This is a genomic window from Bradyrhizobium sp. JR3.5, assembly GCF_054057015.1.
The window spans coordinates 3,270,568-3,295,453 of sequence record NZ_JBSRYV010000002.1; the positions used below are offsets into that span (position 1 = coordinate 3,270,568).

General features: G+C 58.5%; 17 protein-coding genes and 3 pseudogenes. 16 read left to right on the plus strand and 4 right to left on the minus strand.

Annotated elements, in window-relative coordinates; all coding sequences use genetic code 11:
* Window positions 1-198 precede the first annotated feature (198 nt).
* The 15 genes and pseudogenes from ACVWW1_RS32550 (at window position 199) to ACVWW1_RS32620 (ending at window position 20,605) form a co-directional block, all read left to right on the plus strand.
* On the plus strand, window positions 199-1,155 hold the full coding sequence (locus ACVWW1_RS32550) for a helix-turn-helix domain-containing protein (RefSeq protein ID WP_456658696.1): 957 nt from the start codon (window positions 199-201) through the stop codon (window positions 1,153-1,155).
* A gap of 259 nt (window positions 1,156-1,414) precedes the next feature.
* On the plus strand, window positions 1,415-3,064 hold the full coding sequence (locus ACVWW1_RS32555) for an arylsulfatase (protein WP_173640520.1): 1,650 nt from the start codon (window positions 1,415-1,417) through the stop codon (window positions 3,062-3,064).
* Between the two features lie 292 nt (window positions 3,065-3,356).
* A pseudogene (locus ACVWW1_RS32560) lies at window positions 3,357-3,899 on the plus strand (haloacid dehalogenase-like hydrolase); the annotation flags it as partial.
* Between the two features lie 182 nt (window positions 3,900-4,081).
* A pseudogene (locus ACVWW1_RS32565) lies at window positions 4,082-5,006 on the plus strand (formylglycine-generating enzyme family protein).
* A complete protein-coding gene (locus ACVWW1_RS32570) occupies window positions 5,003-6,712 on the plus strand; it encodes an arylsulfatase (RefSeq protein ID WP_456658697.1) in 1,710 nt (569 codons plus the stop codon). Before ACVWW1_RS32565 ends, ACVWW1_RS32570 begins: the two are co-directional and overlap by 4 nt.
* Window positions 6,713-7,556: 844 nt before the next feature.
* Window positions 7,557-7,964 carry an ABC transporter substrate-binding protein gene (locus tag ACVWW1_RS32575; RefSeq protein WP_456658698.1) on the plus strand — a complete coding sequence of 136 codons (408 nt, stop codon included), beginning with the start codon at window positions 7,557-7,559 and terminating at the stop codon, window positions 7,962-7,964.
* Window positions 7,846-10,740, plus strand: a complete 2,895-nt coding sequence (locus ACVWW1_RS32580; protein WP_456658699.1) for an ABC transporter substrate-binding protein — start codon at window positions 7,846-7,848, stop codon at window positions 10,738-10,740. The genes ACVWW1_RS32575 and ACVWW1_RS32580 overlap by 119 nt, the downstream gene beginning before the upstream one ends.
* A gap of 720 nt (window positions 10,741-11,460) precedes the next feature.
* Entirely contained in the window at window positions 11,461-12,804 is a 1,344-nt protein-coding gene (locus tag ACVWW1_RS32585) for an IS1380 family transposase (RefSeq protein WP_176528776.1), read from the plus strand.
* Window positions 12,805-13,155: 351 nt separating this feature from the next.
* Window positions 13,156-14,748 carry a peroxide stress protein YaaA gene (gene yaaA, locus ACVWW1_RS32590; RefSeq protein WP_456658700.1) on the plus strand — a complete coding sequence of 531 codons (1,593 nt, stop codon included), beginning with the start codon at window positions 13,156-13,158 and terminating at the stop codon, window positions 14,746-14,748.
* Window positions 14,745-15,788 carry a hypothetical protein gene (locus ACVWW1_RS32595; RefSeq protein ID WP_456658701.1) on the plus strand — a complete coding sequence of 348 codons (1,044 nt, stop codon included), beginning with the start codon at window positions 14,745-14,747 and terminating at the stop codon, window positions 15,786-15,788. The genes yaaA and ACVWW1_RS32595 overlap by 4 nt, the downstream gene beginning before the upstream one ends.
* Window positions 15,789-15,911: 123 nt before the next feature.
* Complete coding sequence (locus tag ACVWW1_RS32600) at window positions 15,912-18,074, plus strand: AIPR family protein (protein WP_456658702.1); 2,163 nt, start codon at window positions 15,912-15,914, stop codon at window positions 18,072-18,074.
* A gap of 5 nt (window positions 18,075-18,079) precedes the next feature.
* Window positions 18,080-18,187 carry an SEL1-like repeat protein gene (locus tag ACVWW1_RS32605; protein WP_456658703.1) on the plus strand — a complete coding sequence of 36 codons (108 nt, stop codon included), beginning with the start codon at window positions 18,080-18,082 and terminating at the stop codon, window positions 18,185-18,187.
* A gap of 56 nt (window positions 18,188-18,243) precedes the next feature.
* The gene (tnpA, locus tag ACVWW1_RS32610) at window positions 18,244-18,639 is read left to right on the plus strand and encodes an IS66-like element accessory protein TnpA (RefSeq protein ID WP_456658704.1); all 396 of its coding nucleotides are present in this window, start codon (window positions 18,244-18,246) and stop codon (window positions 18,637-18,639) included.
* A gap of 471 nt (window positions 18,640-19,110) precedes the next feature.
* The gene (locus tag ACVWW1_RS32615; protein WP_456658705.1) at window positions 19,111-19,926 is read left to right on the plus strand and encodes an IS1380 family transposase; all 816 of its coding nucleotides are present in this window, start codon (window positions 19,111-19,113) and stop codon (window positions 19,924-19,926) included.
* The gene (locus ACVWW1_RS32620) at window positions 19,838-20,605 is read left to right on the plus strand and encodes a transposase (protein WP_456658706.1); all 768 of its coding nucleotides are present in this window, start codon (window positions 19,838-19,840) and stop codon (window positions 20,603-20,605) included. The genes ACVWW1_RS32615 and ACVWW1_RS32620 overlap by 89 nt, the downstream gene beginning before the upstream one ends.
* Here the strand turns inward: ACVWW1_RS32620 and ACVWW1_RS32625 are convergent.
* The 3 genes from ACVWW1_RS32625 to ACVWW1_RS32635 form a co-directional block, all read right to left on the minus strand.
* On the minus strand, window positions 20,560-20,745 hold the full coding sequence (locus ACVWW1_RS32625; protein ID WP_456660853.1) for a hypothetical protein: 186 nt from the start codon (window positions 20,743-20,745) through the stop codon (window positions 20,560-20,562). The two genes, ACVWW1_RS32620 and ACVWW1_RS32625, sit on opposite strands and share 46 nt — an antisense overlap.
* Window positions 20,746-22,511: 1,766 nt before the next feature.
* Complete coding sequence (locus ACVWW1_RS32630; RefSeq protein WP_456658707.1) at window positions 22,512-22,715, minus strand: DUF3606 domain-containing protein; 204 nt, start codon at window positions 22,713-22,715, stop codon at window positions 22,512-22,514.
* 563 nt (window positions 22,716-23,278) lie between these two features.
* The gene (locus ACVWW1_RS32635) at window positions 23,279-23,494 is read right to left on the minus strand and encodes a hypothetical protein (protein WP_456658708.1); all 216 of its coding nucleotides are present in this window, start codon (window positions 23,492-23,494) and stop codon (window positions 23,279-23,281) included.
* A gap of 192 nt (window positions 23,495-23,686) precedes the next feature.
* On the opposite strand from ACVWW1_RS32635, the pseudogene ACVWW1_RS32640 reads away from it, so the two are divergent.
* Window positions 23,687-24,143 (plus strand): annotated as a pseudogene (locus ACVWW1_RS32640) (TspO/MBR family protein).
* A 430-nt stretch (window positions 24,144-24,573) separates the two neighbouring features.
* Here ACVWW1_RS32640 and ACVWW1_RS32645 read toward each other — a convergent pair.
* Window positions 24,574-24,846 carry a hypothetical protein gene (locus ACVWW1_RS32645; RefSeq protein WP_456658709.1) on the minus strand — a complete coding sequence of 91 codons (273 nt, stop codon included), beginning with the start codon at window positions 24,844-24,846 and terminating at the stop codon, window positions 24,574-24,576.
* Window positions 24,847-24,886: the final 40 nt, after the last annotated feature.

Below are 24,886 nucleotides of genomic sequence, written 5' to 3' on the forward strand. Positions count from 1 at the left end.
TAATGCGTTCTAGCAACACTTCCGAGCACTGCCAGCTAGCTACATCCTAAAAGGGCGCCCAGGGCGGAAACAGAACGCCGTCCCGGAAAGCGCCCTCAGCTTCCGAAGTTGCATAGCCGGATCACCTCTGATCTTCCATCCTGCACGTTCGGCCATTGCGGTTTGCGATGACGGCGCGCATCGAATGAGACGGCCTGGATGGCGGAGCACGGCACAGCCACGTTTGCCAGTCCCGAAGACTACAGCGCCGCAATTGGAGCTGCGAGGCTCAGCCTCTTCGTCACCGCCGGGGGAGATTTCAACGGGCGACTGACGTGGTTGAATGTGGGCGGCCTGCACGTGGTTCGCGGGCGGGAGAATATCCCGCGCATCGGCTTTCTTGTGCTGCCGCCGGCCCAGGCGATCATCTCGTTCCCCGCGAGCGGAGAATCGTCCTTTGCGTATTGCGGGGTTGGCTTGGATTTCGGCGATTTCGTATTCCATAGCCTCGGCGAGCGCGCCCATCAGCGGACCGATGCGGAAGGCGTTTGGGGGCTTATATCCCTTTCACCAGAGCAGCTCGCGGCTTGCAGCAGGGCACTGACCGGGCAAAGCATCAGGCCACCATCACAAGGCCAGGTCATGCGGCCCGCGCACGATGCCGCAAAAGGCTTGCTAGGGCTATTTTCAAAGGTGTGTCGACTCGCTGAAAACAAACGTGCGCTAATCGCCAATCCGGAGGTTGCGCGAGCCCTCGAGCAAGAGTTGCTTCACGCGCTTGTCAATTGCCTGACAACCGGCTCTGCCGCCGAAAGCCCAAGACGGAGACGACGTCACACCGATGTCATGATCCGCTTCGAGGAAGCCTTGGCAGCTCGAAGCGAGCCGCATTTGAATGTGTCGCAGCTCTGCGCGGCAATCGGCGTGCCGGAACGCAGCCTGCGACAATACTGCGCCGAGTTTCTGGGCATGAGCCCGACCCGGTACTACTTGTTGCGCCGCCTAAACATGGCGCGTGCGGCATTGCGGCGCGCCGATCCGAAGACGGCAAGTGTGGCGGCGATCGCGCGAGACCATCAGTTCGTGGAGCTCGGACGCTTCGCCGTGGCTTACCGCGCCGTGTTCGGCGAAATGCCATCGTCAACGCTGCGCCGCGCTCGATCCAAAACGGAATGATCTAAAAGGTTCTGCCGAAGTCGCATAGCGCACCCTACGCGTACCTAGGAAGATCGATATCGACAGGCAGCGGACGGCCACGGCGAAAGCCGTCGGCAAAAATGATCTGTTGCCTGCAACCAAGCGCCGGAATCCGAAGGATCTTTCCTAACACGCATCGCGATTCGCAATCGGAGGAGCTGGAGTCATGAACATCAGTAAAAGCTTAAGAAGCAAGCTGGTTTCAAGTGTTGCCTTGGCGGCAATAAGCCTGCCCGCAATGAACCTGACGGCATCCGCCCAGGCGCCGGCCGGCAAGCCGAACATTCTCTTCATCATGGGCGACGACATCGGCATCATGCAGCCGAGCATCTATCACCGAGGGCTGATGGTTGGCGAGACGCCAAACATCGACCGCATCGGAAACGACGGCGCGCTCTTCATGACATATTATGCCGAGCAGAGCTGCACCGCTGGGCGCAATGCCTTCTTCACCGGCATGCATCCGCTTCGCACGGGCATGATTCCGCCGCAACTGCCCGGCAGCCCGTCCTGGCTGCGGCCAGGCACCCCCGCCGTCGCCAAGTTCTTGCTCGACCTCGGTTACAACACCGGTGAGTTTGGCAAGAATCACCTTGGCGACAATCCCGAGGCGCTACCAACTGCGCATGGTTTCCAGGAGTTCTGGGGGTATCTGTACCACCTCGACGCGATGCAGGGAGTGAGCTTCCCCGACATCAATAAGAGCCCGACCGTGCAAGGGATCGCGCCGCCGTGCAAAGCAACGCCGGTCCCGGGTCTCGCCGAGGTGCCCGGCGCTGTCGACCCGCGGACAACGACCTGCCTGACGCCGCCGCGGCCGGTGCTTGCCTGCAAATCATCGGACGGCTCGCAAGCGAACCAGACCTGCAAGGACGAAGGTCCCTTGACGCTCGACCGATCACGAACTGTGGACGAAGAAATCTCGGCGAAGGTCATCGACTATCTTGATCGCAACGATCCCAAGAAGACCAACAAGCCGTTCTTCGTTTGGTATAACCCTGCCCGCATGCACATTACGACCGTGTTGCCCCCCAAATACGAGGCGATGATCGGCGAGCCCGGCGGCAAGGACTGGGGCCTCAACGAGGCCGGCATGAAGCAGATGGACGACAATATCGGCTACGTCCTCAAGAAGCTCGAGGATATGGGTCAGCTCGACAACACCATCATCGTCTTCACGACAGATAACGGCGCAGAGAACATCACCTTTCCCGATGGTGGCACCACGCCCTTCAAGGGCGGCAAGCTGACCACCTGGGAAGGTGGCATGCGCGCTCCGCTAGTCGTTCGCTGGCCGGGCCACATCAAGCCGGGCACGGTCAAGAACGAGATGATGTCAGCGCTCGACTGGCTGCCGACGCTGGTGGACATCGCAGGCGGGCCGAAGGGCGACGCTCTGAAGAAGCAGATCGAGGCCGGAAGCTATCCCGGCATCGTCAAGACCACGCTCGACGGCGTCGATCAGCGCGCCTATCTCGAAGGCACGGACAAGTCGGCGCGCGAAGTGTTCTTCTACTACACTGGCGCGCAGCCTTCGGCGGTACGCTACAAGAACTGGAAGATGTACTACACGATGGTGCCGGACACCGGCACCGGCGGGTTGTTCGGAGCGCAGAGCTTCCATTGGACGCAGGTCGCCAACATCAAGCGTGACCCATTCGAGCAGACAGTCGGCTCCGATGCCAAATCGCTGCTGGGCTATGCCGGTTCGATCGGCTCGCCGAGCACAGCCTATCTCTACGACTGGAATATCCTGCCCCTCGGCCAACTGCTCTGGGAAAAGGAGCTCTTCTCGTACAAGGACTTCCCTCCGATGCAGGCGCCGGAGACCTATAACCTCGACGGCATCCTCGCGGAAATGAAGAAGGCCGGCCACCAGAGCGAATGACTCCGACGTCCGAACAAAGTGGTCGGCTCCAACGAGCCGGCCACTTCACTGCCAGACATAGCGGTACAAGTCACCTCTCGTCACGGGCCTTCCGCGGACCTCATTAAGCCGAAGGCTTTTCGCAAAGGCCAGGTTCATTCTCGGTCGAGGCAAGCCCTAGAGAAGCTGAGGCTGCTCCCGTCAAGTAACTAGGCGGTATGTGCCAGAGCAAATGGAGACGATCATGAAGACCAGTCATGAGATCTCCTCACTTTAATCGCCGCATCCTTCTCTCTTCGCTGGCGGTGCTTCCTTGCTTTCAGCCTCACTTCACTCCAGCGCGGTGATGGCACGAGCGCAGGGCGTTGCGCTGCCTTCCTGGAATGACGGCACCGCCAAGGCGTCTATCGTCGACTTCGTCGAGCGCGTTACGGAGCACGGCGGGCCGTATTTCGTGCCACCCGATCAGCGTATAGAAACCTTCGACAATGACGGCACGCTTTGGGTCGAGCAACCAATGTATGTGCAGCTCGCCTTTGTGCTCGGCCGCGTGAAAATCGTGGCTCCGATGCATCCGGATTGGAAAGACAAGCAGCCGTTCGCGGCGGTGCTGGATGGCGACCTGAAGGCGGTGGCGGCTTCCGGCGAAAAGGGCCTGGCCGAACTGGTCGCGGTCACTCACGCCGGCATGACAACGGTGGAGTTTGAGACGATCGTCACCGACTGACTTGCGAACGCGCGCGATCACCGCTTCAGACGACCTTACACCGAGTTGGTGTACCATCCCATGCTGAAGTTACGTGCCTACCTGCGGACGAACGGCTTCAAGACCTTCATCGTGTCAGGCGGCGGCATCGGTGAAGCTTTGTTGCCGCAGCCGGCGGGCCCCTTGCAGGATGGTAGTTTTGCCGAAACTGCATAGTGCGAGAGGCCGCGATGCGGCAATCTGATGGTCGCTGTGGGTCGGGATTTGTAATGAGTTTCACCAGTACGAAAAATGCCCGAGGGCAAGCGGTCGAGCGCTCCGTAGACGAGGGAATGGTTTATATTCCGGGCGGGGCTTTTCGCATGGGATCGGATGGGCACTATCCGGAGGAGGCGCCGGCGCACCGGGTTGTCGTGGACGGGTTCTGGATAGACCGAGCGCCCGTCACCAATCTTGAATTCCGGGAGTTCATCAACGCCACCGGCTACGTGACCTTCGCCGAGCTGACACCCGATGCAAAGGACTATCCCAACGCATTGCCGCACATGCTGAAGGCCGGCTCCCTCGTCTTCACACCGCCCAAGACAAGCTGTCGACCTGCGCTATTGGGGCGAATGGTGGACGTTTAGATTCGGGGCCAGTTGGCGCCGTCCCTATGGACCGCACAGTAACCTCCGCGGACTCGACGATCATCCGGTCGTGCACGTCGCCTATCGTGACGTGGAAGCCTATGCAAATTGGGCCGGCAAGGAATTGCCGACCGAGGCCGAATGGGAATTCGCCGCACGCGGTGGCTTGGATGGCGCTGAGTTTGCCTGGGGCGACGAACTGATGCCCGGCGGGAAGCATATGGCGAACACCTGGCAGGGCAACTTCCCGCACGAGAATCTGGCGACCGACGGGTTCGAGCGGACTTCGCCGGTCACAGCGTTCCCGGCCAATGGTTACGGTGTGCACGACATGATCGGCAACGCTTGGGAGTGGACCACCGATTGGTACTCGCCGAAGCACGAGGCCGATGCGCCGAAGGCGTGTTGCATTCCGGAAAACCCGCGCGGTGGTCCGGAGACGGCAAGCTACGACCCACGGGATCCGAAGATCAGGATTCCACGCAAGGTGCTGAAGGGCGGCTCGCATCTTTGCGCTCCCAACTACTGCCGCCGTTATCGTCCGGCCGCGCGCCATGCGGAGCCGATCGATACGTCGGCCAGCCACGTCGGTTTCCGTTGCATCGTCAGGAAGAGGAGTACGTCATGAGCAGCGACAAGATTCCAGAAAATTCCGAGACCAGCGCCACGTCATCCAGCACAGGTTTGAAACGCCGCGATCTGCTGCTCAGCGGTAGCTCTCTTGTAGCAGCTTCGGCGTTTTCGGCTGCCGGACTGACAAGTCCCGCAGAAGCGCAACAACCGACCGCGGCGCCTGCGTCGACCGGCCAGCGGCCCAACATCGTTGTCATCATGGGTGACGATATCGGCATGTGGAACATCGGCGCCTATCACCGGGGCCTCATGGCCGGCCGGACCCCGAACCTCGATAAGATCGCCGCTGAAGGCATGATGTTCACCGACTACTACGCCGAGGCGAGTTGTACGGCTGGGCGCGCCAACTTCATCACCGGCGAGTTGCCGATTCGAACCGGCATGACCACGGTCGGTCAGGCCGGCGCATCCACAGGCATACCCGCACAGGCAGCAACGATCGCTACCGCACTTAAGGGAATGGGCTATGCCACCGGGCAGTTCGGGAAGAACCACCTTGGAGACAAGAACGAATTTTTACCGACGGTGCACGGCTTCGACGAATTCTTCGGCTATCTTTATCACCTCGACGCGATGGAGGACCCAGCACATCCGGGATATCCGCAGGAGCTACTGAACACCGTCGGTCCGCGCAACATGCTTCATTGTTATGCGACCAATGTCGACGATCCCACCGTGGATCCGCGCTGGGGCAAGGTTGGCAAGCAGAGGATCGAGGACGCCGGAACGCTCTATCCCAAGCGGATGGAAACCGTCGACGACGAAATCCGTGACCTCGCCCTGAAGTTCATCGACAAGGCCAAGGCCGACAACAAGCCGTTCTTCCTGTGGCTCAATCCGACCCGCATGCACATCGTCACCCATCTGTCGCCAAAATACGAGGCGCTGCGCAATTCCAAGAACGGCTGGACCATCCATGAAGCCGGCATGGCGCAGCTCGATGACGACGTCGGCATCGTGATGCAGAAACTCAAGGACATGGGCGTCGATGACAATACCATTGTAGTTTTCACGACCGATAATGGCACCGAGGTCTTTACCTGGCCGGACGGTGGACAGACGCCGTTCGCGCAGAGCAAGGGCACAGTCCTGGAAGGTGGGTTCCGTGTACCCTGCATGATCCGCTGGCCGGGCAAGGTGCCGGCCGGCATGGTTGAGAACGGTATCATCTCCGGGCTGGACTGGTTTCCGACCTTTCTCGCGGCAGCCGGTAACCCGAACATCGCCGAAGAGCTGAAGAAGGGCAAACAGATTGGTGACACCACCTATAAGTGTCACCTGGACGGCTATAACCAGATGGACATGATCACCGGAAAGGGCCCGTCGAACCGGCACGAAATCTTTTATTTCGGCGAAAGCGAGCTTGGTGCCGTGCGCATCGACGACTTCAAATATCGTTTTATCGACCAGCCTGGAGGCTGGCTGGGTGAAAAAACCAAGCCCGATGTGCCCTATTTGATCAACCTTCGCCTCGATCCCTTCGAGCGCACCGGCTGGCCAAATAGCGGGACCAAGGAGGGTGCCCAGCAATACTTCGACTGGTTCAAATACGAGTTCTGGCGTTTCGTGTTTGTCCAGCAGCAGGTGGAAAAATTGGCCATGACGGCGATCGAGTTTCCGCCGATGCAAAGGGGCGCGAGCTTCAATCTCGATGCAGTGAAAGCGAAAATCGCAGCAGCCCAGGCAGCCATCGCCAAGTAGGTACGCTGAAGTTCATGACGGGTGCCCAAGCCCAGGGCGTCCGTCATGACGAGCGTCCCGTGGCCTGACCTGCTTGCAGTCTGCAAAAGAGACCATACCACTGCCGAGAGAATTTCGGTGGCGGGCGAAGCAAACAAACCGTGCAATCAATGAAGCAACAATGCAAGCCGCTCGATTGCTGCGACGAGCCATATGCTGGTGAGACACCATCACCGAACCGACAATCATTCAGGTGCGTTGTGCAGGGAGGAAACAAGTTATGAGATCGAACAACGCCGTTTGCGCTCTCTGCGCAGTGCTTCTGTCATTACTTTCGCCGGTCGCTAATATGGGACCACTTGATGCACGCGACACCGATCTCTCCTCACGCGTGTTCGCGGCGGCTCAGACCGCCAAGCGGCAATGCGTGAATACCTGTCGTGCGCGATATCGCGACTGCCTCGCCACGAAACAAATACCATCTTTCGAGTGTCGGGGCGTTTATCAGGATTGCACCCGTTTCACTTGTAATGCTGTCCAGGGATGACCGACGCGCTGTCTAAACGACGCGATGAAGCCGCGGATAGCCGCGATCGCGGCCTGAGGCCCACTCGGGCTTTTGCTCCAGTACTGACGTCCCTCTCGAGCCGTTTTTACACGACCAAGACCCAAACCCGACATGAGACCTGATCAGCGAGGGACTGTAGCTGCCATTTATTACCGCGGGCGGCTCTAAGCTGTTATAGTTCGAGGATTGCGCAAGGCATGTCCTCAGTGGGGTCAGATGCGACAGCGCGAGTTCATCAAACGCTTGGGCGGCGTAGCGGCAGCTTGGCCGCTCGCCGCGTTTGCGCAGCAGCCGACCATGTTGAGACAGCTGGCCTTAGCCGTTTGCCTGTTCCTGCTCGCATCGTATCCTGCCGTTGCGCTCGATCCGGTGTCCCTGCAGCTCAAATGGAAGCACCAGTTTCAGTTCGCTGGCTACTATGCAGCCGTCGAGCAGGGCTTTTACCGCAACGCCGGTCTCGACGTGACGATCCGCGAGGGCGGTCCCGATATCGACGCCGCCGAAGCGGTTGCCGGCGGCCAAGCGGATTTCGGCGTCTGCACCTCCAGCGTCCTGCGCGAATGGGTGATGGGCCGTCCACCTGGTCGTGCTGGCCGTCATCTTCCAGCAGTCCCCAGCGATCATTCTTGTGCCGCGCCGGGCCGACATCAGAAGCGTCTCGGACTTGCGGGGCCGCACGCTGATGGACACGCCGGGCAGCGATGAAATCGCTGCCATGTTGAAGCACGAAGGTGTGGATTATGCGGCGATGCCGCGCATTGACCACCGGGGCGATCCACGCGATCTCCTGGCCGGCAAGGCCGACGCGATGGTCGCCTACAACACCAACGAGCCATTCGTCCTTGAACAGCTCGGCGCCGCGTATCGCACCTTCTCGCCCGCGGCATACGGGGTCGATTTCTACGGCGACAACCTGTGCACCTCCGAAGCCGAGGTGAAGGCCCACCCCGAACGTGTGGCGGCATTCAGGACCGCGAGTCTGAAAGGCTGGGCATATGCGCTGGCGCATAAGGACGCGACGGTCGATCTCATCCTTAAGGCCTATTCGGCAAAAAAGAGCCGCGAGGCCCTCCTGTTCGAAGCTGCCCGCATGGATACCCTAGTCAGGCCGGGCCCCAGCCTGATCGGTGAGCAGGATGCTGCCCATTGGCGACTCATCGCCACGACCTATCACAAGCTCGGGTTGGTGGCTGACAATACGCTGCCTGCGGGACTGATGTGGACTAGCGAAGACGACATCGGAGAGCACGGGCTGATCGCAGTTTTGCTTGTCGTTGCCGGATTGGCCATTGTGGCGCTGGTTTTGTACCGAAGCCGCTCCCTGCGGAGGGCATTAGCCCGGTTCGGAGCATTCCTGCCGGTCGCCACGATAGGGCGGCCGAGGCTGAGTGTTGTCATGTCGTTGCTGTTCATCTGCCTGAGCATTCCTATTCTCATTTTCATTCTGATCTACAATTACAACAAGAATTCCGCCGGCATGGTATCGATCCTGAACGATGCGGTCGCGCAGACCAGCCGCTCCGGCGTCGAGCGCGCCGAGAACTTGATCGACAGCACCGAAACCCCGTTGCGCTTTCTCGCCGAGGTGGCTGCCGCTGATCCCAGCTATTTCCGCATCGAGCAAAGCAATGATCTGTTGTACCGCGCGCTGACCTCGGCAGCGCATATCGACGCCGTCTATGTCAGTTTCGAGGATGGTTATCATAGGGTCGTCACCCGGATGGACGACGATCGCAGACGTAACGACCCCCGTATTCCAGCGGCTGCAAATTGGCACGCCAGCTATATCGACGCGATCACCTTTGCGCTCTCGCGGGTTCGGCATCGCAAATTTTTTGACGTCTGGCCGCATTTAATCGGCGGGTACGATGTTGCAACCGACTTGGACATCAGGACCTTACCCGGCTATCAGACGGCCAAGACGACACGGACCCTTGCGGTGACCGAGCCCGCAATCAATCCCGACACCGGATTCCCTATTCTCTACTTGCGTGTTCCAATCTTCCGCGGCGTCAATTTTCTCGGCTGCGCAACGGCCAATATCACCATGGACGTGTTGTCGCGGTTTCTCGACAAACACCGCGCCAGCGCGCACAGCGTCACACTGATCGCTGACCGCAATAGCGGCGAGATCATTGCTTTTCCGTATATGCAGAAGAGCGTGCGCGTCGAGAAGGGCAAACTCAAGATCGCGACCCTGACCGATATCGACGATCCGGATGTCCGGGAGGCTTCTCGCCGACACGCCGGTGCCGATACCGACCGCTTCGTTTTTCGGTCCCCTGCAAACGGACGGGATCTGATTGCGGCCTTCGCCAATTTCCCGGATGGCTTTGGCCAGCCGTGGCAAGTACTCACCTTGACGCCAATCGACGATTTCGTGGGGACGTTGAAGGAGACCAATCGGTTGATCATGGTGGTCATCATCATCCTCACCACGATCGAGCTGTTCTTCATCTATATCGCGGCCAGCCGGCTGTCGCGGCCAGTAGAAAACGTATCGCAGCAATTGCAAGCCATCGAAGGTTTGCAGTTCGACGTCCCGGCATCGCGGCCATCCAACATCAGGGAAATCGCAAAGCTTGAATCCGCAGCTGCGCTGCTTCGCAACTCGCTGAAATCGTTTTCCTCCTTCGTTCCGCTCGATGTGGTCCGCCAACTCATCAAGTCGGGCATTCCGCTGACCCTGGGCGTCGAGCCGCGGTTCCTCACCGTGTTCTTTTCCGACCTGGAGAATTTCTCCACACACTCGGAAACCCTGGCCCCGGAAGACTTGCTGGTGCAGATCTCGACCTATCTCGAGCAAGTTTCCGGCGCGATCATGGTAGAAGGCGGGACCGTCGACAAATTCATTGGCGATGGTGTCATGGCGTTCTGGAATGCTCCGATTCAGTGCCCCGACCATGTTCTGCGCGCCTGCGCGGGCGCGTTGCGAGCGGCACGGCGCATGGAGCGGGTGAACGATAGCTGGGAAGCGGAAGGACGGCCGCGAATCCGCATCCGGATCGGGCTCAATTGTGCCAACGTATTGGTCGGCAATGTCGGCTCCTCGGCCCGGTTGAGCTACACCGCTTTAGGGGATGGCGTAAATGTCGCGGCGCGACTTGAAGGCATCAACAAGCAGTTTGGCACAACCATCTGCATCAGCGACAGCATCTATGACGAAGTAGGAGCCGAGATATTGGCGCGGCCCTTGAAGCGAGTTCAGGTCAAGGGCCGCAAGACCAAGTTCATGATCTTTGAATTGCTTGCCTTGCGCACCAGCTCCGACGCGGAGCTGAGGGCTCGCGACCGGGACGAGCAGCTCTGTGCAATGACGAGGCTAGCCTCGCAATATTTCGAGGCTGGTGATGTTGCTGCAGCGCAGCGGGCGTACCACTCTGTACTTATTGCCTTTCCCGGCGATCCGGTGGCCAAATTTATGCTGACGGAATGCGAAGAGTGCCGTGCTGGTCGATACCCCGGAAGCGGTCGTCTTTGATTGAGCAATGTCAATATGTTACATGGGCGGCAGAGCTTGGCGGCTCTGAGTAAGTTTCGTCCTAGATTCCCTCCCTCCGCCACTTTGCCCTAAAACTTCGTACCTCGACACCGAGGCAGGCTCGAAAAACGCGGCGTTTTCGTGTGTTTTTCTGATTCGGAGAATGCCGGTTGTACTTAAAATGAGCCGTGAATGGGCCTGGAGAATGCATTTTTCTCCGAATCCTAGAACGTCGAGAGTCGGTACGGTACGACATTTTTGCGGGAAACAAAGCCTTTGTTGAGGGCTCGGTTTGAATCTTTCTCGCTCGACCAACGCCTGGACCGCGGCAGGTACGGTGATCACTACAGCTTACCCTTGTGAGCATGCCGGTGGGGTATTTCCGAATGGACGCGTATTTTTTTCTTCGCTTAAATCGCATCAACCGGGGCGCACTCGGAATTGTGGAGCGGTCACCTGAACCTCCTCGATGATGATGAAAAGAGCGCCGCTCTTTCGCTAACAACAAGCCGCATTGACTTGGAGGGAAGAGAGTGAGCAAGCGCGGCGATTGCCAGCGAAAAATAAGGGCGGACGCCGCGCCCCAGGGGGACTGCTCTAGCCCGTCTTATTCATCAGCGGCTTGTTGAGAGGCTGGCGAGCGTGGCGTAAGCCGCTGAGATGGCGTAGGATTCGGTTGCTGACACCCACCCTCCGCGCATCCGGGCCGCCACACTCGCCATGACCGACGATACGAGTCTGCCGTTCTCATTTCCAGCCGTTTCCCGCAAGAAGATCACAGCCTCGTTCGACGGCGGCAAGCTGACGTCGGATGGCGGCGTCATGCTTCTGGCCATGGCGGACCGGCGCCTCGGCTTGGCCGCGAAGTTGTCCTGCGTATTCCCCGAGCGGCGCGATCCGGGACGCATCGTGCACAGCCTTGCGGATATGATCCGCGCCCGCATCTTCGCCATCGCGTGTGGCTACGAGGATGGCAATGATCTCGATCGTTTACGCGGCGATCCGGCGTTCAAGCTGGCTTGCGGCCGACTGCCGGACACTGGCCGGGATCTGTGTTCGCAGCCGACCCTATCGCGCCTGGAGAATGCACCACACCTGCGCGAGGTGATCCGGCTGAGCTCTGTGCTGGTTGACCTATGGATGGACAGCTACGCGCGAGCGCCGAGCGCAATCACGCTCGACATCGACGACACGGTCGACGTGGTGCATGGCCGTCAGCAACTCTCGCTGTTCAACGCCCATTATGATGAACACTGCTTCCTGCCGATCCACGTCTACGACACCGAGCACAGCCGGCCTGTTGCGGTCATCCTGCGCCCCGGCAAGACGCCGAGCGGCCGCGAGGTGCGGGCACACCTGCGCCGCCTGGTTCGGCGCATTCGCCGGCGCTGGCCCGATACGCGTATCACCTTCCGCGGCGACAGCCATTACGCCGGCCCCGAGGCGATGACTTTTTGCGAGCAAAACGGCGTCGATTACATCTTCGCGCTAGCCGGCACGAAGCCGCTCGCCAGAAAGGTCGACGAGGTCTGTGATGCATTTCGAACCGAACGTGCGATCGAGAACAAGATCGTGGTTCGCGGCTACACCGAGACCCGCCACGCGGCCGGCTCCTGGCATCGTGAGCGCCGCGTCGTCGCCCGCATCGAGGCAACCCAACAAGGGCTCGACGTCCGCTACGTCGTCACCAGCCTGGATATCGGCTCGGCTGAGTGGATCTATGACAGCCTCTATTGCGCTCGCGGACAGGCCGAGAACCTGATCAAGCTGCACAAGACCCAGCTCGCCTCCGATCGCACCAGTTGCCGCTCGGCGCTCGCCAACCAGGTCCGCCTCGTCTTCCACACCGCCGCCTATTGGCTCATCCTCGCCGTGCGCGATGCCATCCCAAAGCCGCGCGATCTGGCAACGGCCGAGTTCAACACGATCAGGCTCAGGCTTCTCAAGATCGCAGCCCGCGTCATCGAGACCGCCACCCGCGTCCGTCTTGCCTTCGCTGCGGCGTGCCCCGACGCCGACCTGTTCCGCGGCTTGGCAAACGCTCTCGTCCCGCAAGCACCCTGACGCGCGGGGCATGAGCCCCCGGTCACCCCGCTGCCGTCCTCCAACGCGTTCACGAAGTCGGGTCGAAAAGCGGCGAAAAAGCCGAAGCGTTCGCGCGCGCCTTCACCCCGACCGGAAATGTTCCAGCTGCCCCGCCCGGCAATCATGAATAAGACGGGCTAGCTTGCCAGGGCAGTACGATCTCAAATTTTTGCACCAAAAATATTGCCGAGTGTGAAATCCATTCCCGTTTAAGCGATCCGTCCGCGCCGGTATGCTTGCGCAACGAAAGGCGTAAGCCAGGTGCTCATCTAAGAGGTTGCAGTAGGGGGGCGATACCACTATGCAATAAGCTCGAGGGGCGGGGGACGTATGGCAGGCTTAGTTATCTTTCTTCACGGCTTGGGCGGTGACGAGACGAGCTGGACGGCTGTGCCCGACTTTCTGGCGAAGTCTCTGGGCAGCGATTTTGAAGTCGCCAATCCTACTTATAGTGCCAGAAAACTTAGTCCTGCGGACCTCGAAACCAGCGCAACGCAAATCCTCACCATCTATCTAAACACAAAGTTTCCTGACGCTTCCCCAATTTATCTGATCGGTCACAGTTTAGGCGGGCTCGTCGCACGGGAAGTTTGCCGGAAGCTCTTGGTGGAGGGGCCGGATGACCTTCTGCAGCGGATAAGGGCTGTTATTACTGCTGGGAGTCCCTTGGAGGGAGTGCCCTATGGAAACTGGTTTTTTCGTCAGCTCAAACGGCTAAACCCGAAGGTTGCAGCCCTCGCGAATCCGAAAGAGCTTTATGCCAAATACCGTCTTGCGATCCGAGAAGCGCAGAAGCGAAAAGTAGCGCGACCAAAATTATTCCATCTTGGTCTCGAAGAAGACCGAGTGGTCGCTAAGCATATAAAAGATAATTTTACTGATGACGATCAGTCTGCTGGAGTTCTGCCGGGCACTCACACTGGTTTCGCTGAGGGACGAAAAAGCGCCGAGTACGTTGCTGACGTTTTGGTCAGCACGATCCGCGGTGTCCAGAACGGTGAAAGTGTAAAACCCTCGACTCCCGTGAGTACAACCATAGTGCCTGCGGCCCAAGCAAGCGAGACGCGGCCTCCAGATCGCCTGATCCTGATTGCCTGTTCACATGGCAAGAAAGATGGAGGTGGGGCCTATTCTGGTCAACCGCTTCGCTGGGTGCCGGAAGCCACTCTGCGGCAAGATTATTTGGCTAAGCGCAATTACATCTATTCCGTCTTGAAGGACGGAAAGCTTGTAGACAATTTTGAAAGGGGCGGTAACCGATCCCATCAGCCTGCAAATGCAAGGCTTGTTCACGGCCTCGATCTAGGAGGCGTTGCAACAACCGCTGGCGAATATCTTCCAGCGTGTGAACGATACTCTGGCCGTCTGTACGGAAGAATCTCCAAAGACGGTTGGGAAAGCTACTTCCGCAACACTCCTCAAGTGAAGGTTTTGATTATGTCCGGACTTTACGGGCTGATCGAACCCGACGAGTTCATTCAAAACTACGACGTTCATTTATCGGATACTCACAAGGAATATGGGTTGGACGTGAAGTCGCAGTGGTTAGAGCTATATACAAGTACGCTGATCTCCTACGTGCGCCACTCTTGGAGTGGCGGTCGCAGAGTGAACATCTTCAACTTTCTTGGCGATCATCATTACGTCGATGCTATACGGTGGCACAGTCTTCCGAGAGAGGCGTGTTCAGTTTTCCATTTTACATCCCTGACGTCGTCAGACGTCGCCCTCCTGCCGCCGGCTGGTACATTGGTTGATGCGATCTTGAAGAAACCATACCTTCTGGAAGGCTTTGAACGGGACCAATTCGACCAATACGCACTTACTGACTATGGGCAGCCCCCGAGCGGTCTTTCAGATTTTAAGTTCGGCTTCGAGTCCAGGGTCGGGCTCAGTGCCCCCGCTTCAACGGGCCGCACGTGAGTTATTTAAAGGAAGTCAAAGTTTGGCTCGGTCAGAGCGTCGATACGAGTAGCATCTGCTCGAATTATCAAGAACTGCAATCGCTGCCTTTTCTGACAAGTCTCGGCTGTGCAATTAGGCGGCCCTCTCTTCGCAAGACTCATCTGAATGCAAACTTGAGAGTGAAGCTGGGGCTAAACGGTCCGTTGATGGTCGACTCTGGCGGTTTTGCCTTATCGATGAATCCGTCGGCGAAATGGTCCCTTCGTCACGTCGGAGATGCCATTCGAGACATACAGGCTGATATCTTTGTAACGCTCGACATCCCACCACATAGGACAGATTGTGCGCGGGATAGAATCCGGAAGATTCGACAATCGGCGGACAACTATGAACGCCTGCTCGAGCGTTTTCCCGATAAAATCATTATGCCCGTAGTTCATGGCCGAACACGACGGGAGGTGGAGTGTTGTATAGACTTGATCGCGTCAATATCTCCTAGACCGAGATGGGTTGGAATCGGAGGCGTTGTTCCCTTGCTGCAGAAGCGCAGGCTGCTCGCCGATTGGGGCGACAGTACAGAAGCTTTTATTGCGATGTGCCTCCGTTCGGTGAGCTTACGATTTAACCACTCAAAAATTCACGTTTTCGGAGCAGGCGGCACTCGCACGTTTCCAGCGATGGTTGCGTTTGGTGCCGACTCCGCGGATTCGATTGGCTGGCGACAGGCCGCGGGGTTTGGCTCCGTATTTCTGCCGCTGAAGAGTCAACGCATTGTCGCTCGGCGTGGAGACGAGCGGGCAGTCCGCAAGGTGTTAGACAAAAGTGACGCGGATGATTTGATGCGATGCGATTGCCCAATCTGTAGGAGCCGGACCACCTCTAAACTGCGCATAGCTTCCTTCAAGAAGAGCTTTCACAACAGATCGATTCACAATGCATGGGTGATCGCAAATCAATTCCTGCGCTGGCCCCCTTCCAGAGCCGACCTGTCGTTGTTGGTTTCCGAAGGGCGGTTAGGCCCTCAATGGGCGCTAGCAATGAAGGAGAATGCAGTTTGACGCAGACTTGAATGCATTCGATAGATCGCGCTCAACGCAGTTGCGGCATGAACGGGTTTTCTAAGTCGCCGGTTTGCAAGGCGACAGCCGTTCGCTATTCTGCTCCGGTTTTGGGGACATACGATGCAACCAGAATACCCGCAGCCTCAACGGGCAATTTTGCTCGAGGGCCTCTTGGCAGAGCTAACACGTTATGCAGAGAGCGAAGGGCTTGCGCACAATGTGGCATTCCGGCAGCAAGCGCTGGAGTGGATTGGGGTCGGGACTGACGATGAGACATATCATACCGATGGCGCTGGAGATCGCGGCTTAGATTGCTATCGGTTTGCAAACGACGCACTCGAAATCTACCAATTCAAATCCCAAGACTTTCTAGCCGACCCAAGTGCCGTAGAGACGCCCGCCGGTCCGGCCTTTTTGTCCGACATAAGCCGAATTGCTGCTTTGCTCACGACTGCGGATGAGCCGCATCAAGAAGCAAACAGACATGTCAAAAGGTTCTTAAAGCAGCTTCAGGGCGCTGCGCGGACATTCCAACAAGCTGAGCAGGCGGTCCAAGCTGAAGCTAATCCTGAACCGAGAACGTTTACGATCACGATTACGCTCGCGGTGCTTTCTAGAGGGCTTACGGCGCAGGCCTCCGAGGAGATCGAAAGCCTCAAAGACCAACTTCAAGTCTTGAGTGTCTGCGGCACAGATGTCTTGGTTGACCTTCGACTGCTCCTTCTGGACGACTTCCTTGCGATCCGATGGAAAACACAAAATGTGAATTGGAAGGACAGCCGTGGGCGTAACGATGACAATATCAATCTACGTATAGAAGGGCCGATCATTTCGGATCGAACCGGGATGATCTTCTATACTCGCGCCATCGACCTTGTTGATGCATATCTCCGATTCGGCTACCGCATCTTCGAGCCGAACGTGCGATGTGAAATAAAGAAATCGTCCGTCAACAGGGAAATCGCAGCACAAGTAAGAACTCAAAAAGGCATCAAGGACTTCAAGCATCTCAACAACGGCGTTACAATCGTTTGTGAAGCGCGAAGCAAAAGCTCCAACGCCATAAGGGTGAAAAAGCCGGGCATTGTGAATGGCCTGCAAACGGTCAGCACCCTTGCCTCCACATTTACTTCGCTGTCAATAGATCTCAAAGACGTCTTCGCGAACGACTGCCACGTCCTGGTGAGGCTGTATATAAAGGACAAGATTTCCGTACCGACACTTGTCAAGGCGACCAACAACCAGAATCCGATGGAGCCGCGTAATCTGCGGTCGAACGATGACGAGCAAATCGTTTTTGAACGCGCCTTCGCGGAAACGGGTTGGTTCTACGAGCGTAAGCAATTTGCTTGGGAAGCTTTTGCGCAGGATGAGGTTAGCTGGCCGACGCTAAAAAACAAAAGAAAGCAAGCGTTCCAAGTCCGCAATGGCGTAGGAAGGCCACTTACGCGGCTGATCGACAATCAGGACCTAATGCAGACTTGGCTTTCGTTTTGCGGGTTCGTGAACGAGGCGGTTCAGCGGCGACGAGACTTCTTCGTATCAGACCGATTTTATGATCGCGTTTTCAAAGTACGCATCAGCCGACACGGGTTTGATTACGACTTCCAATGGTCTAGTTCTAAGATCGACGACGATGCGGCCCCTGATGCTCCGGCCGTCGCTGCTCTGTTGATTAGTCATCTCACCTATGGTCTCGCAAACTCTCTCATCCCCAGCAGCAGAGATCATCGTAGGCAGTGCATCGCAAGGCTAAATCTGGAAGGGAAAACTCGTGAAGAGCAGGACCTGCGGCTCAACGACGATCCGCTTTGGTTGGCTGGCTTGATACGATCTGCCGCCCCGATGCTTTTCACCGAACTTTGCGGGTTTGTTCTTTTTCGCAGTTTGAGAACCGATCTTTACACTTTAGCTCCCAAACTTCTCGCGAAATCCGATCTTAAACCGTTGTTCGAGCGGCTCGAGTACGATGCAATTGCACGTGTGGTGGAGCGGGAGGACCCAACGCCCAAGAGCAACGAGCTCTTCTCGCAGCTATGGCTTCTCTTCAACGATTTGGTCGAACGTCTAGCTGAGGATCAGGCTTGGAAGAACAGCTTCTTTCAGCAATCCTCGCGGCCGCGCTTCATGTACTCACCTGAAACCAGAAAGCGGCTTCTCAAAAACTTGGAGCAGTACGATAAGACGTGCGCGAGCCGAGGGCTCAAGATGGTTTGGTCCGAACATTTCGACCAGTCCAAGGGAATATTCAAAGCAGTCGAAAAGACTGCTCGGTCATTTTAATAGCGGTGTTCTATCTCAACGGCAACGGCGTGACGCGCGATGTCGCGGCCGCGATCAAGTGGTTCGAGCGCGCGTGCGAGGGGTACGCATCCGACGGGCGCCGTCTTGCGTGACGCGTGGTAATTCGCGAAGCGTGTGACCTTAAGTCTAGCTTTAAGGTCATCAGGCGATGCGGGTCGAAGTTTGGGGCGAGCTGGAGCGGCGGCGGCGCTGGTCGCAGGATGACAAGGCGCGGATTGTCGAGGAGACGTTGGCGCCGGGCGCGAAGGTGACAGAGGTTGCGCGTCGCAACGGAGTAGCGGCCAGCCTGGTGTTTACCTGGCGTCGACAAGCACGGACATCAGAGCAGCTTGTACCTTCCTTTGCGCCGGTGCAGATCGTCGCTACGGAAGTGGAGGAAACTCCGAAGCTTTTGCCTGCGGGTGACGGCCGAGTGCGCTCCGTGGCAGCCGCGCGTACTGGATTGATCGAGATCGATCTTGGCTACCGACGACGCATCCGGGTGGATGCACACGTCGATCCGGATGCGCTGGCGCGGGTTCTCGAGGTGCTTGACCGCCGATGATCTCGGGACTGTTGCGCGGTTGGCGATCGCCCTGGGTTAGCGAGCCTGTATCGGGGGAACGAGGCCATGGCTTCCATGCGTTTTTTCAAAGTGACCTTCGTGTAGTCCTCGCCCTTCGTTCTCGCGGAGTGTCCGCAGATGGCGTCAAGGTCAGCTCGTTCAGTCCAGCCTCGTGACCGTAGGTCTTGAAGGTATACCGCCACCCATGATTTGGAAGGACCATAGGATCGGAGACCGCCTGTCGCACCGCCTTGCGTATGCGGCTGTAGACACCCTCAGCCGGTCCTGCGGCTGTGCCATCCTTGTCGACATCGCAGAACAGATACCCTCTCGCGTCAGTGTGGCGTCCTAGCCCGTCTTATTCATCAGCGGCTTGTTGAGAGGCTGGCGAGCGTGGCGTAAGCCGCTGAGATGGCGTAGGATTCGGTTGCTGACACCCACCCTCCGCGCATCCGGGCCGCCACACTCGCCATGACCGACGATACGAGTCTGCCGTTCTCATTTCCAGCCGTTTCCCGCAAGAAGATCACAGCCTCGTTCGACGGCGGCAAGCTGACGTCGGATGGCGGCGTCATGCTTCTGGCCATGGCGGACCGGCGCCTCGGCTTGGCCGCGAAGTTGTCCTGCGTATTCCCCGAGCGGCGCGATCCGGGACGCATCGTGCACAGCCTTGCGGATATGATCCGCGCCCGCATCTTCGCCATCGCGTGTGGCTACGAGGATGGCAATGATCTCGATCGTTTACGCGGCGATCCGGCGTTCAAGCTGGCTTGCGGCCGACTGCCGGACACTGGCCGGGATCTGTGTTCGCAGCCGACCCTATCGCGCCTGGAGAATGCACCACACCTGCGCGAGGTGATCCGGCTGAGCTCTGTGCTGGTTGACCTATGGATGGACAGCTACGCGCGAGCGCCGAGCGCAATCACGCTCGACATCGACGACACGGTCGACGTGGTGCATGGCCGTCAGCAACTCTCGCTGTTCAACGCCCATTATGATGAACACTGCTTCCTGCCGATCCACGTCTACGACACCGAGCACAGCCGGCCTGTTGCGGTCATCCTGCGCCCCGGCAAGACGCCGAGCGGCCGCGAGGTGCGGGCACACCTGCGCCGCCTGGTTCGGCGCATTCGCCGGCGCTGGCCCGATACGCGTATCACCTTCCGCGGCGACAGCCATTACGCCGGCCCCCGAGGCGATGACTTTTTGCGAGCAAAACGGCGTCGATTACATCTTCGCGCTAGCCGGCACGAAGCCGCTCGCCAGAAAGGTCGACGAGGTCTGTGATGCATTTCGAACCGAACGTGCGATCGAGAACAAGATCGTGGTTCGCGGCTACACCGAGACCCGCCACGCGGCCGGCTCCTGGCATCGTGAGCGCCGCGTCGTCGCCCGCATCGAGGCAACCCAACAAGGGCTCGACGTCCGCTACGTCGTCACCAGCCTGGATATCGGCTCGGCTGAGTGGATCTATGACAGCCTCTATTGCGCTCGCGGACAGGCCGAGAACCTGATCAAGCTGCACAAGACCCAGCTCGCCTCCGATCGCACCAGTTGCCGCTCGGCGCTCGCCAACCAGGTCCGCCTCGTCTTCCACACCGCCGCCTATTGGCTCATCCTCGCCGTGCGCGATGCCATCCCAAAGCCGCGCGATCTGGCAACGGCCGAGTTCAACACGATCAGGCTCAGGCTTCTCTCAAGATCGCAGCCCGCGTCATCGAGACCGCCACCCGCGTCCGTCTCGCCTTCGCTGCGGCGTGCCCCGACGCCGACCTGTTCCGCGGCTTGGCAAACGCTCTGGTCCCGCAAGCACCCTGACGCGCGGGGCATGAGCCCCCGGTCACCCCGCTGCCGTCCTCCAACGCGTTCACGAAGTCGGGTCGAAAAGCGGCGAAAAAGCCGAAGCGTTCGCCCGCGCCTTCACCCCGACCGGAAATGTTCCAGCTGCCCCGCCCGGCAATCATGAATAAGACGGGCTAGTCCGCCGAAGCGCTGCTCCATGGAGAACTCGCGCCGCTCCGCATCGCTCTTGGCGATGAGGAGAGGGTTGCCTCGCCTGGCTGCTTCGTTTGCCTCGGCAATTTCGAGCCAGCCTTCGACCCTCAAGCCGGGGTTGTTCTCCAGCCCTTCTGCGAAAGCTCGGTAGACGATGCCTGACGACGCGGCGATCTGCTTGGCTGTGAGAGGTTTGGGGCTTTCACGGAGTGCCTTGAGTTGTCGCTCAACGGCGGAAGCGACCTCAGCGCATTTCGCCCTGGCGGCGGTGCGGTCAGCGGTGCCGAGAGAGATGCTGATGTGCTGCTTATACCAGCAGCGCGGTTGGCGCCCCTTCAGCAGCCTCTCTAGGATTGGTATAACGCCTGCGGGGGATCGTTCGGCGATAGTACCAGTTGTCGGAACCGATTCTTGTTGGGCAGGCCATTCTCAGAACCATAGATGCAGCACCCCTGTGCATCAGGAGCGGCGCAAACCTCAATCTCTTCAATAGGCAATTGATCTTTCAGTGGAATCACTGGTGCTGCCGGACAGGATTGAACTGTCCGATACCTACCCTTCATTCCATAACATTCGATGCGCGAATCCGGACCGCCGGAAAGGCTCGTGCTCCGGGACAATTCAATTGCACATGGTTTCAGGTGGTCGGCTGTCGTGACGCGGCCGTAGACAGGCGCGACGCAACATCCCACGATCGGAGGCCAAAGAGAGACCGCATGCGCATCAAATGCGGCCTCTCCCATCGATTCAGGACGTCACCACCAATGGCGGTGATGATGCCGCCAACCGTAGTGATGGCCCCGGTGCCAGCCATAGTGGCGACCGTGGCCCCAACCGTAGTGATGGCCGCGCCCACCGTGATGGCCCCACCCGTGCCCGTGCCCATGCCCATGGCCGCCTCTGACCTGTATAACGCCATCGTCCGTGCTACCCAACGTATGTGGCGTTGCCATCGGCATGGCCGATGCCGACAAGATTGGCGTGAGCGAAAAAGCACAGCCAATAAATGCGATTGCGAGAAGCCGTTTCATCCTATGAGTCTCCACCCTTTTCGACTAATAACCCGACAGATTATCAGTTGCGTGTTGGAATGCCCGCTGAACGGAGCGTTCACCTCCGGTTCACGGCCGCTGCGTCCGGAGCCGAGCAGAGTTCGGCGCACTCTTGCGATGGCGTCGACCAAGAGCCTGATGAGCAACATTCATGGAACGTCGTTCGGATCGGGTGGTTGGTTGGCGGGGCTCACTCTGGAGGACAAAATGAAGCGCACAATCATCGCACTTTCTGCAGCATGCCTGATGGCTTCGAGCACCGCCGTTTTCGCACAAGGCGTCTCGAGCAAATCTCCGGGTCATGAGATGCAAGACAGGGGCTCCAAGAAGGGAAGCCCTGGCGCCTCAGGCTATGCGCCTGGACAGGAAATGCAGGCAAGAGGCTCGAAGGCTGGCAGCCCCGGCGCCTCGGGATACGCTCCCGGTCAGACGACAGGGGCCAACACTGGAATGAAGTCGGGCGGCTCGACTAGGGCCAAGTAGCCGGCTTGCGGGTCTTCCCAGCATTCGGCTGGGACGACCCGCGTTATCTCGGCCTTGGGCCGCGCGGCGCCGTGGCAAAGTTTAGACCTAGAACCTTGGCTCTGAGCCGTACCGCTGATTCGCTGCGGCTCATCTCGACGGCGATGTCGACAGCGTAGCGACCTTCCGTGATGAGCTTATGCAGAAGGTCGTCTTCAGCGGCATCCCAGGGGCGGTTCTTTGGCATCGTGATGCAAAACAGTCTGTAGGGCCAATTCGTACTGGCGAGCCTTTTCCAGCAGCGCGTCTCTGACTGGACCAGGCGGCAGAAGCGCGGCCTGCCTTCGCGCCTCCCGTGCACATTCAGCGCTCACTTCTTGTTCTCTCGTCACGATTTGCCTCCAGCTCCTTGCGGACGGCCGCGGCGGAATTCCCGACTTTATCGACGACCTTACGAAGCTCTTCCTTTGAAACACCGAGCGCATGAGCCCAGCATTTCATTTGATCAGGCGCGTGCAGATCGATTTTTGAGCGCTCGAATTGATCTTTCTTCGTAAGGCTGTTCATTTTCAAACAACTGCGGCTCGGGCGCTACGTTCCTAAGTAGGAACTGGTGGCCTGCTTCGTGTGTTCATCCGATCAGGAGGTGCCCCATGGCAAAAGCAGCATGGAAGCGACGGGCTTACCCATCGGCAAGGAGGGCCCACGCAAAGCCAACCCAAAGTACAAGCGCCGTTCGCGCCAGCCCTGGACGGATAAAGAAGTCAGACAGCTTCGGTCGCTGGCGAGAGCGAACACCCCAACAGGCGTCATTAGCCTACAGATGCAGAGGCCGAAGGGCTCGATCGCGAGCAAAGCGCATCGGGAGGGCATCTCGCTGCGGCCGATAAACCGCTCACCGTACAACCGCCGCAAGAAGTCGCGGCGCTAATTCTTGGTAGGCGGGTTCTCCTCGAGGACCCCGCTCACATCGGGCTTCTCAACGCCTACATCAATGTCGTCGGAGCTGTTGCACGCGCACCTCATCCCTGCGCCACACTGGCAACCACGCGGATCCTTCGTCCACGGCAAATGCGGATGGTTTTCGCAGACCCAGCCCAAACCCCCGCAGATCGGACAATTGGGATTGATCATGCCGCGAGCAGGCGCTTGTAGCGCCGATATGCGTCGATGGCATGGTTTGCTAGCATCAGTGGCCGATGCTCACCAGCCCGCGCCATGTCGTCGATGTTGCGAAGAAGGAAGCGACTCGCGTCGCCAGGATCTGTGATTTCGCCGGAGCGCTCAAGGAAGTCCCAGGCGATCTGAATCGACTTCTCCACGAGGATTGGCAACAGCTCACTCATAGGAGTCAGAAACAGACGTCGATCTCGATGGTTCCTCTTGCAAATTTCGCCGGCTCGCGGGCACATTATCTGCCCCCCGAGTAACTTAGCGTGCCGTCGGGTGACGCCGCGAATGGTGCCCCCGGGATAATTGACCCGTCGATGTCTGTATTGTCCTATTCCTGACCGTTGCTGAACGTGCAATATCGGCTCATGAAGGCACGAAATCGAAGTCTGCTCATCTTTCTTGTAGCCGTTGTGGGTGTTGGTTGGCTGATCGGCGCAACCAACTTGCCGGGCGCATGGTACGCTGCGCTGCAGAAGCCGTCATTCAATCCTCCAAACTGGGTGTTCGCGCTCAACCTGGACCATTCTGTACGTGATGATCGCAATCGCCGGATGGCGTACCTACCTACAGGAGATTAATGGCCTCGCCTTGCAAGTTTGGCTCGGACAGATGGCACTTAATTTTCTTTGGTCTCCCATCGTCTTCCGATTGCACAACCTGGCTATGGGACTTTCGGTCATTGTTCTGCTGCTGGGTTTGATACTGCTTTTTATAGTCCTGCAATGGCAGGCCAATCGGCTCGCTGCGCTTTTATTTTTCCCCTACGCGGCCTGGGTGGCGTTTGCGTCGCTCTTAAACTTCTCTCTGTACCGCCTAAACTAATCCCGGCAAGTTCATCGCACGCGAGCGTGAACGAGCCGGCGCGTGATACCGCACGCCTCGATCGTGCATCGGACGGGTGGCGATCTTCGTAAACAGTGCACGATTGCATCGCACAATGAGGTTCGGGGTTTCGAAAGGAGCCGACGGATGTAAGTTAGCAGCGTGCTCACACGCCCGGGACCGGCCGCATGCGGCGGACACTACTGATCAACCCCTTTAATCTGCTCGCAGAAACACCTAGCCAGCGCGCGGATCCGGCTCATAGATACACGCCGGTGTGCGGATGTTGCGGCTCAGATGACATTGTTTGTCACGCGACCATCCAATGGAGCAATGAGTCCCAAGATTGGCAATTGACCGGCACTTTCGGTCAACCTGCGCATTGCAATCGCTGCAAATCGTCGTGCAGCATAGAATGGCTCTCGTCTAGCTAGCCGCTCGCCGTCATTTGTTGCAAGAGAGCTTCTTGCTGATCCCACTCGACTGGAAGCGACTTGAGCAAAGTTGCCAGGTCCAGCCCGACCGGTTGTCGGCCGTTGAGAATTGCTTCTGTGAGCGTTGGCGAGAGTAGCGTCAGCCGGAGCACACGGCAGAGGTAGGATTCGTTTATTTTCTCAGCCTTTGCCAAGTCGCGGACTGAAGTAAATAGATTTGACTCGAGCATGCCGCGCCATCGATGGGCACGAACGAGCGCCTTGATCATAGTGTTGTCGATCCGCGCTGGAGCAGGCGACCAGGGCGAT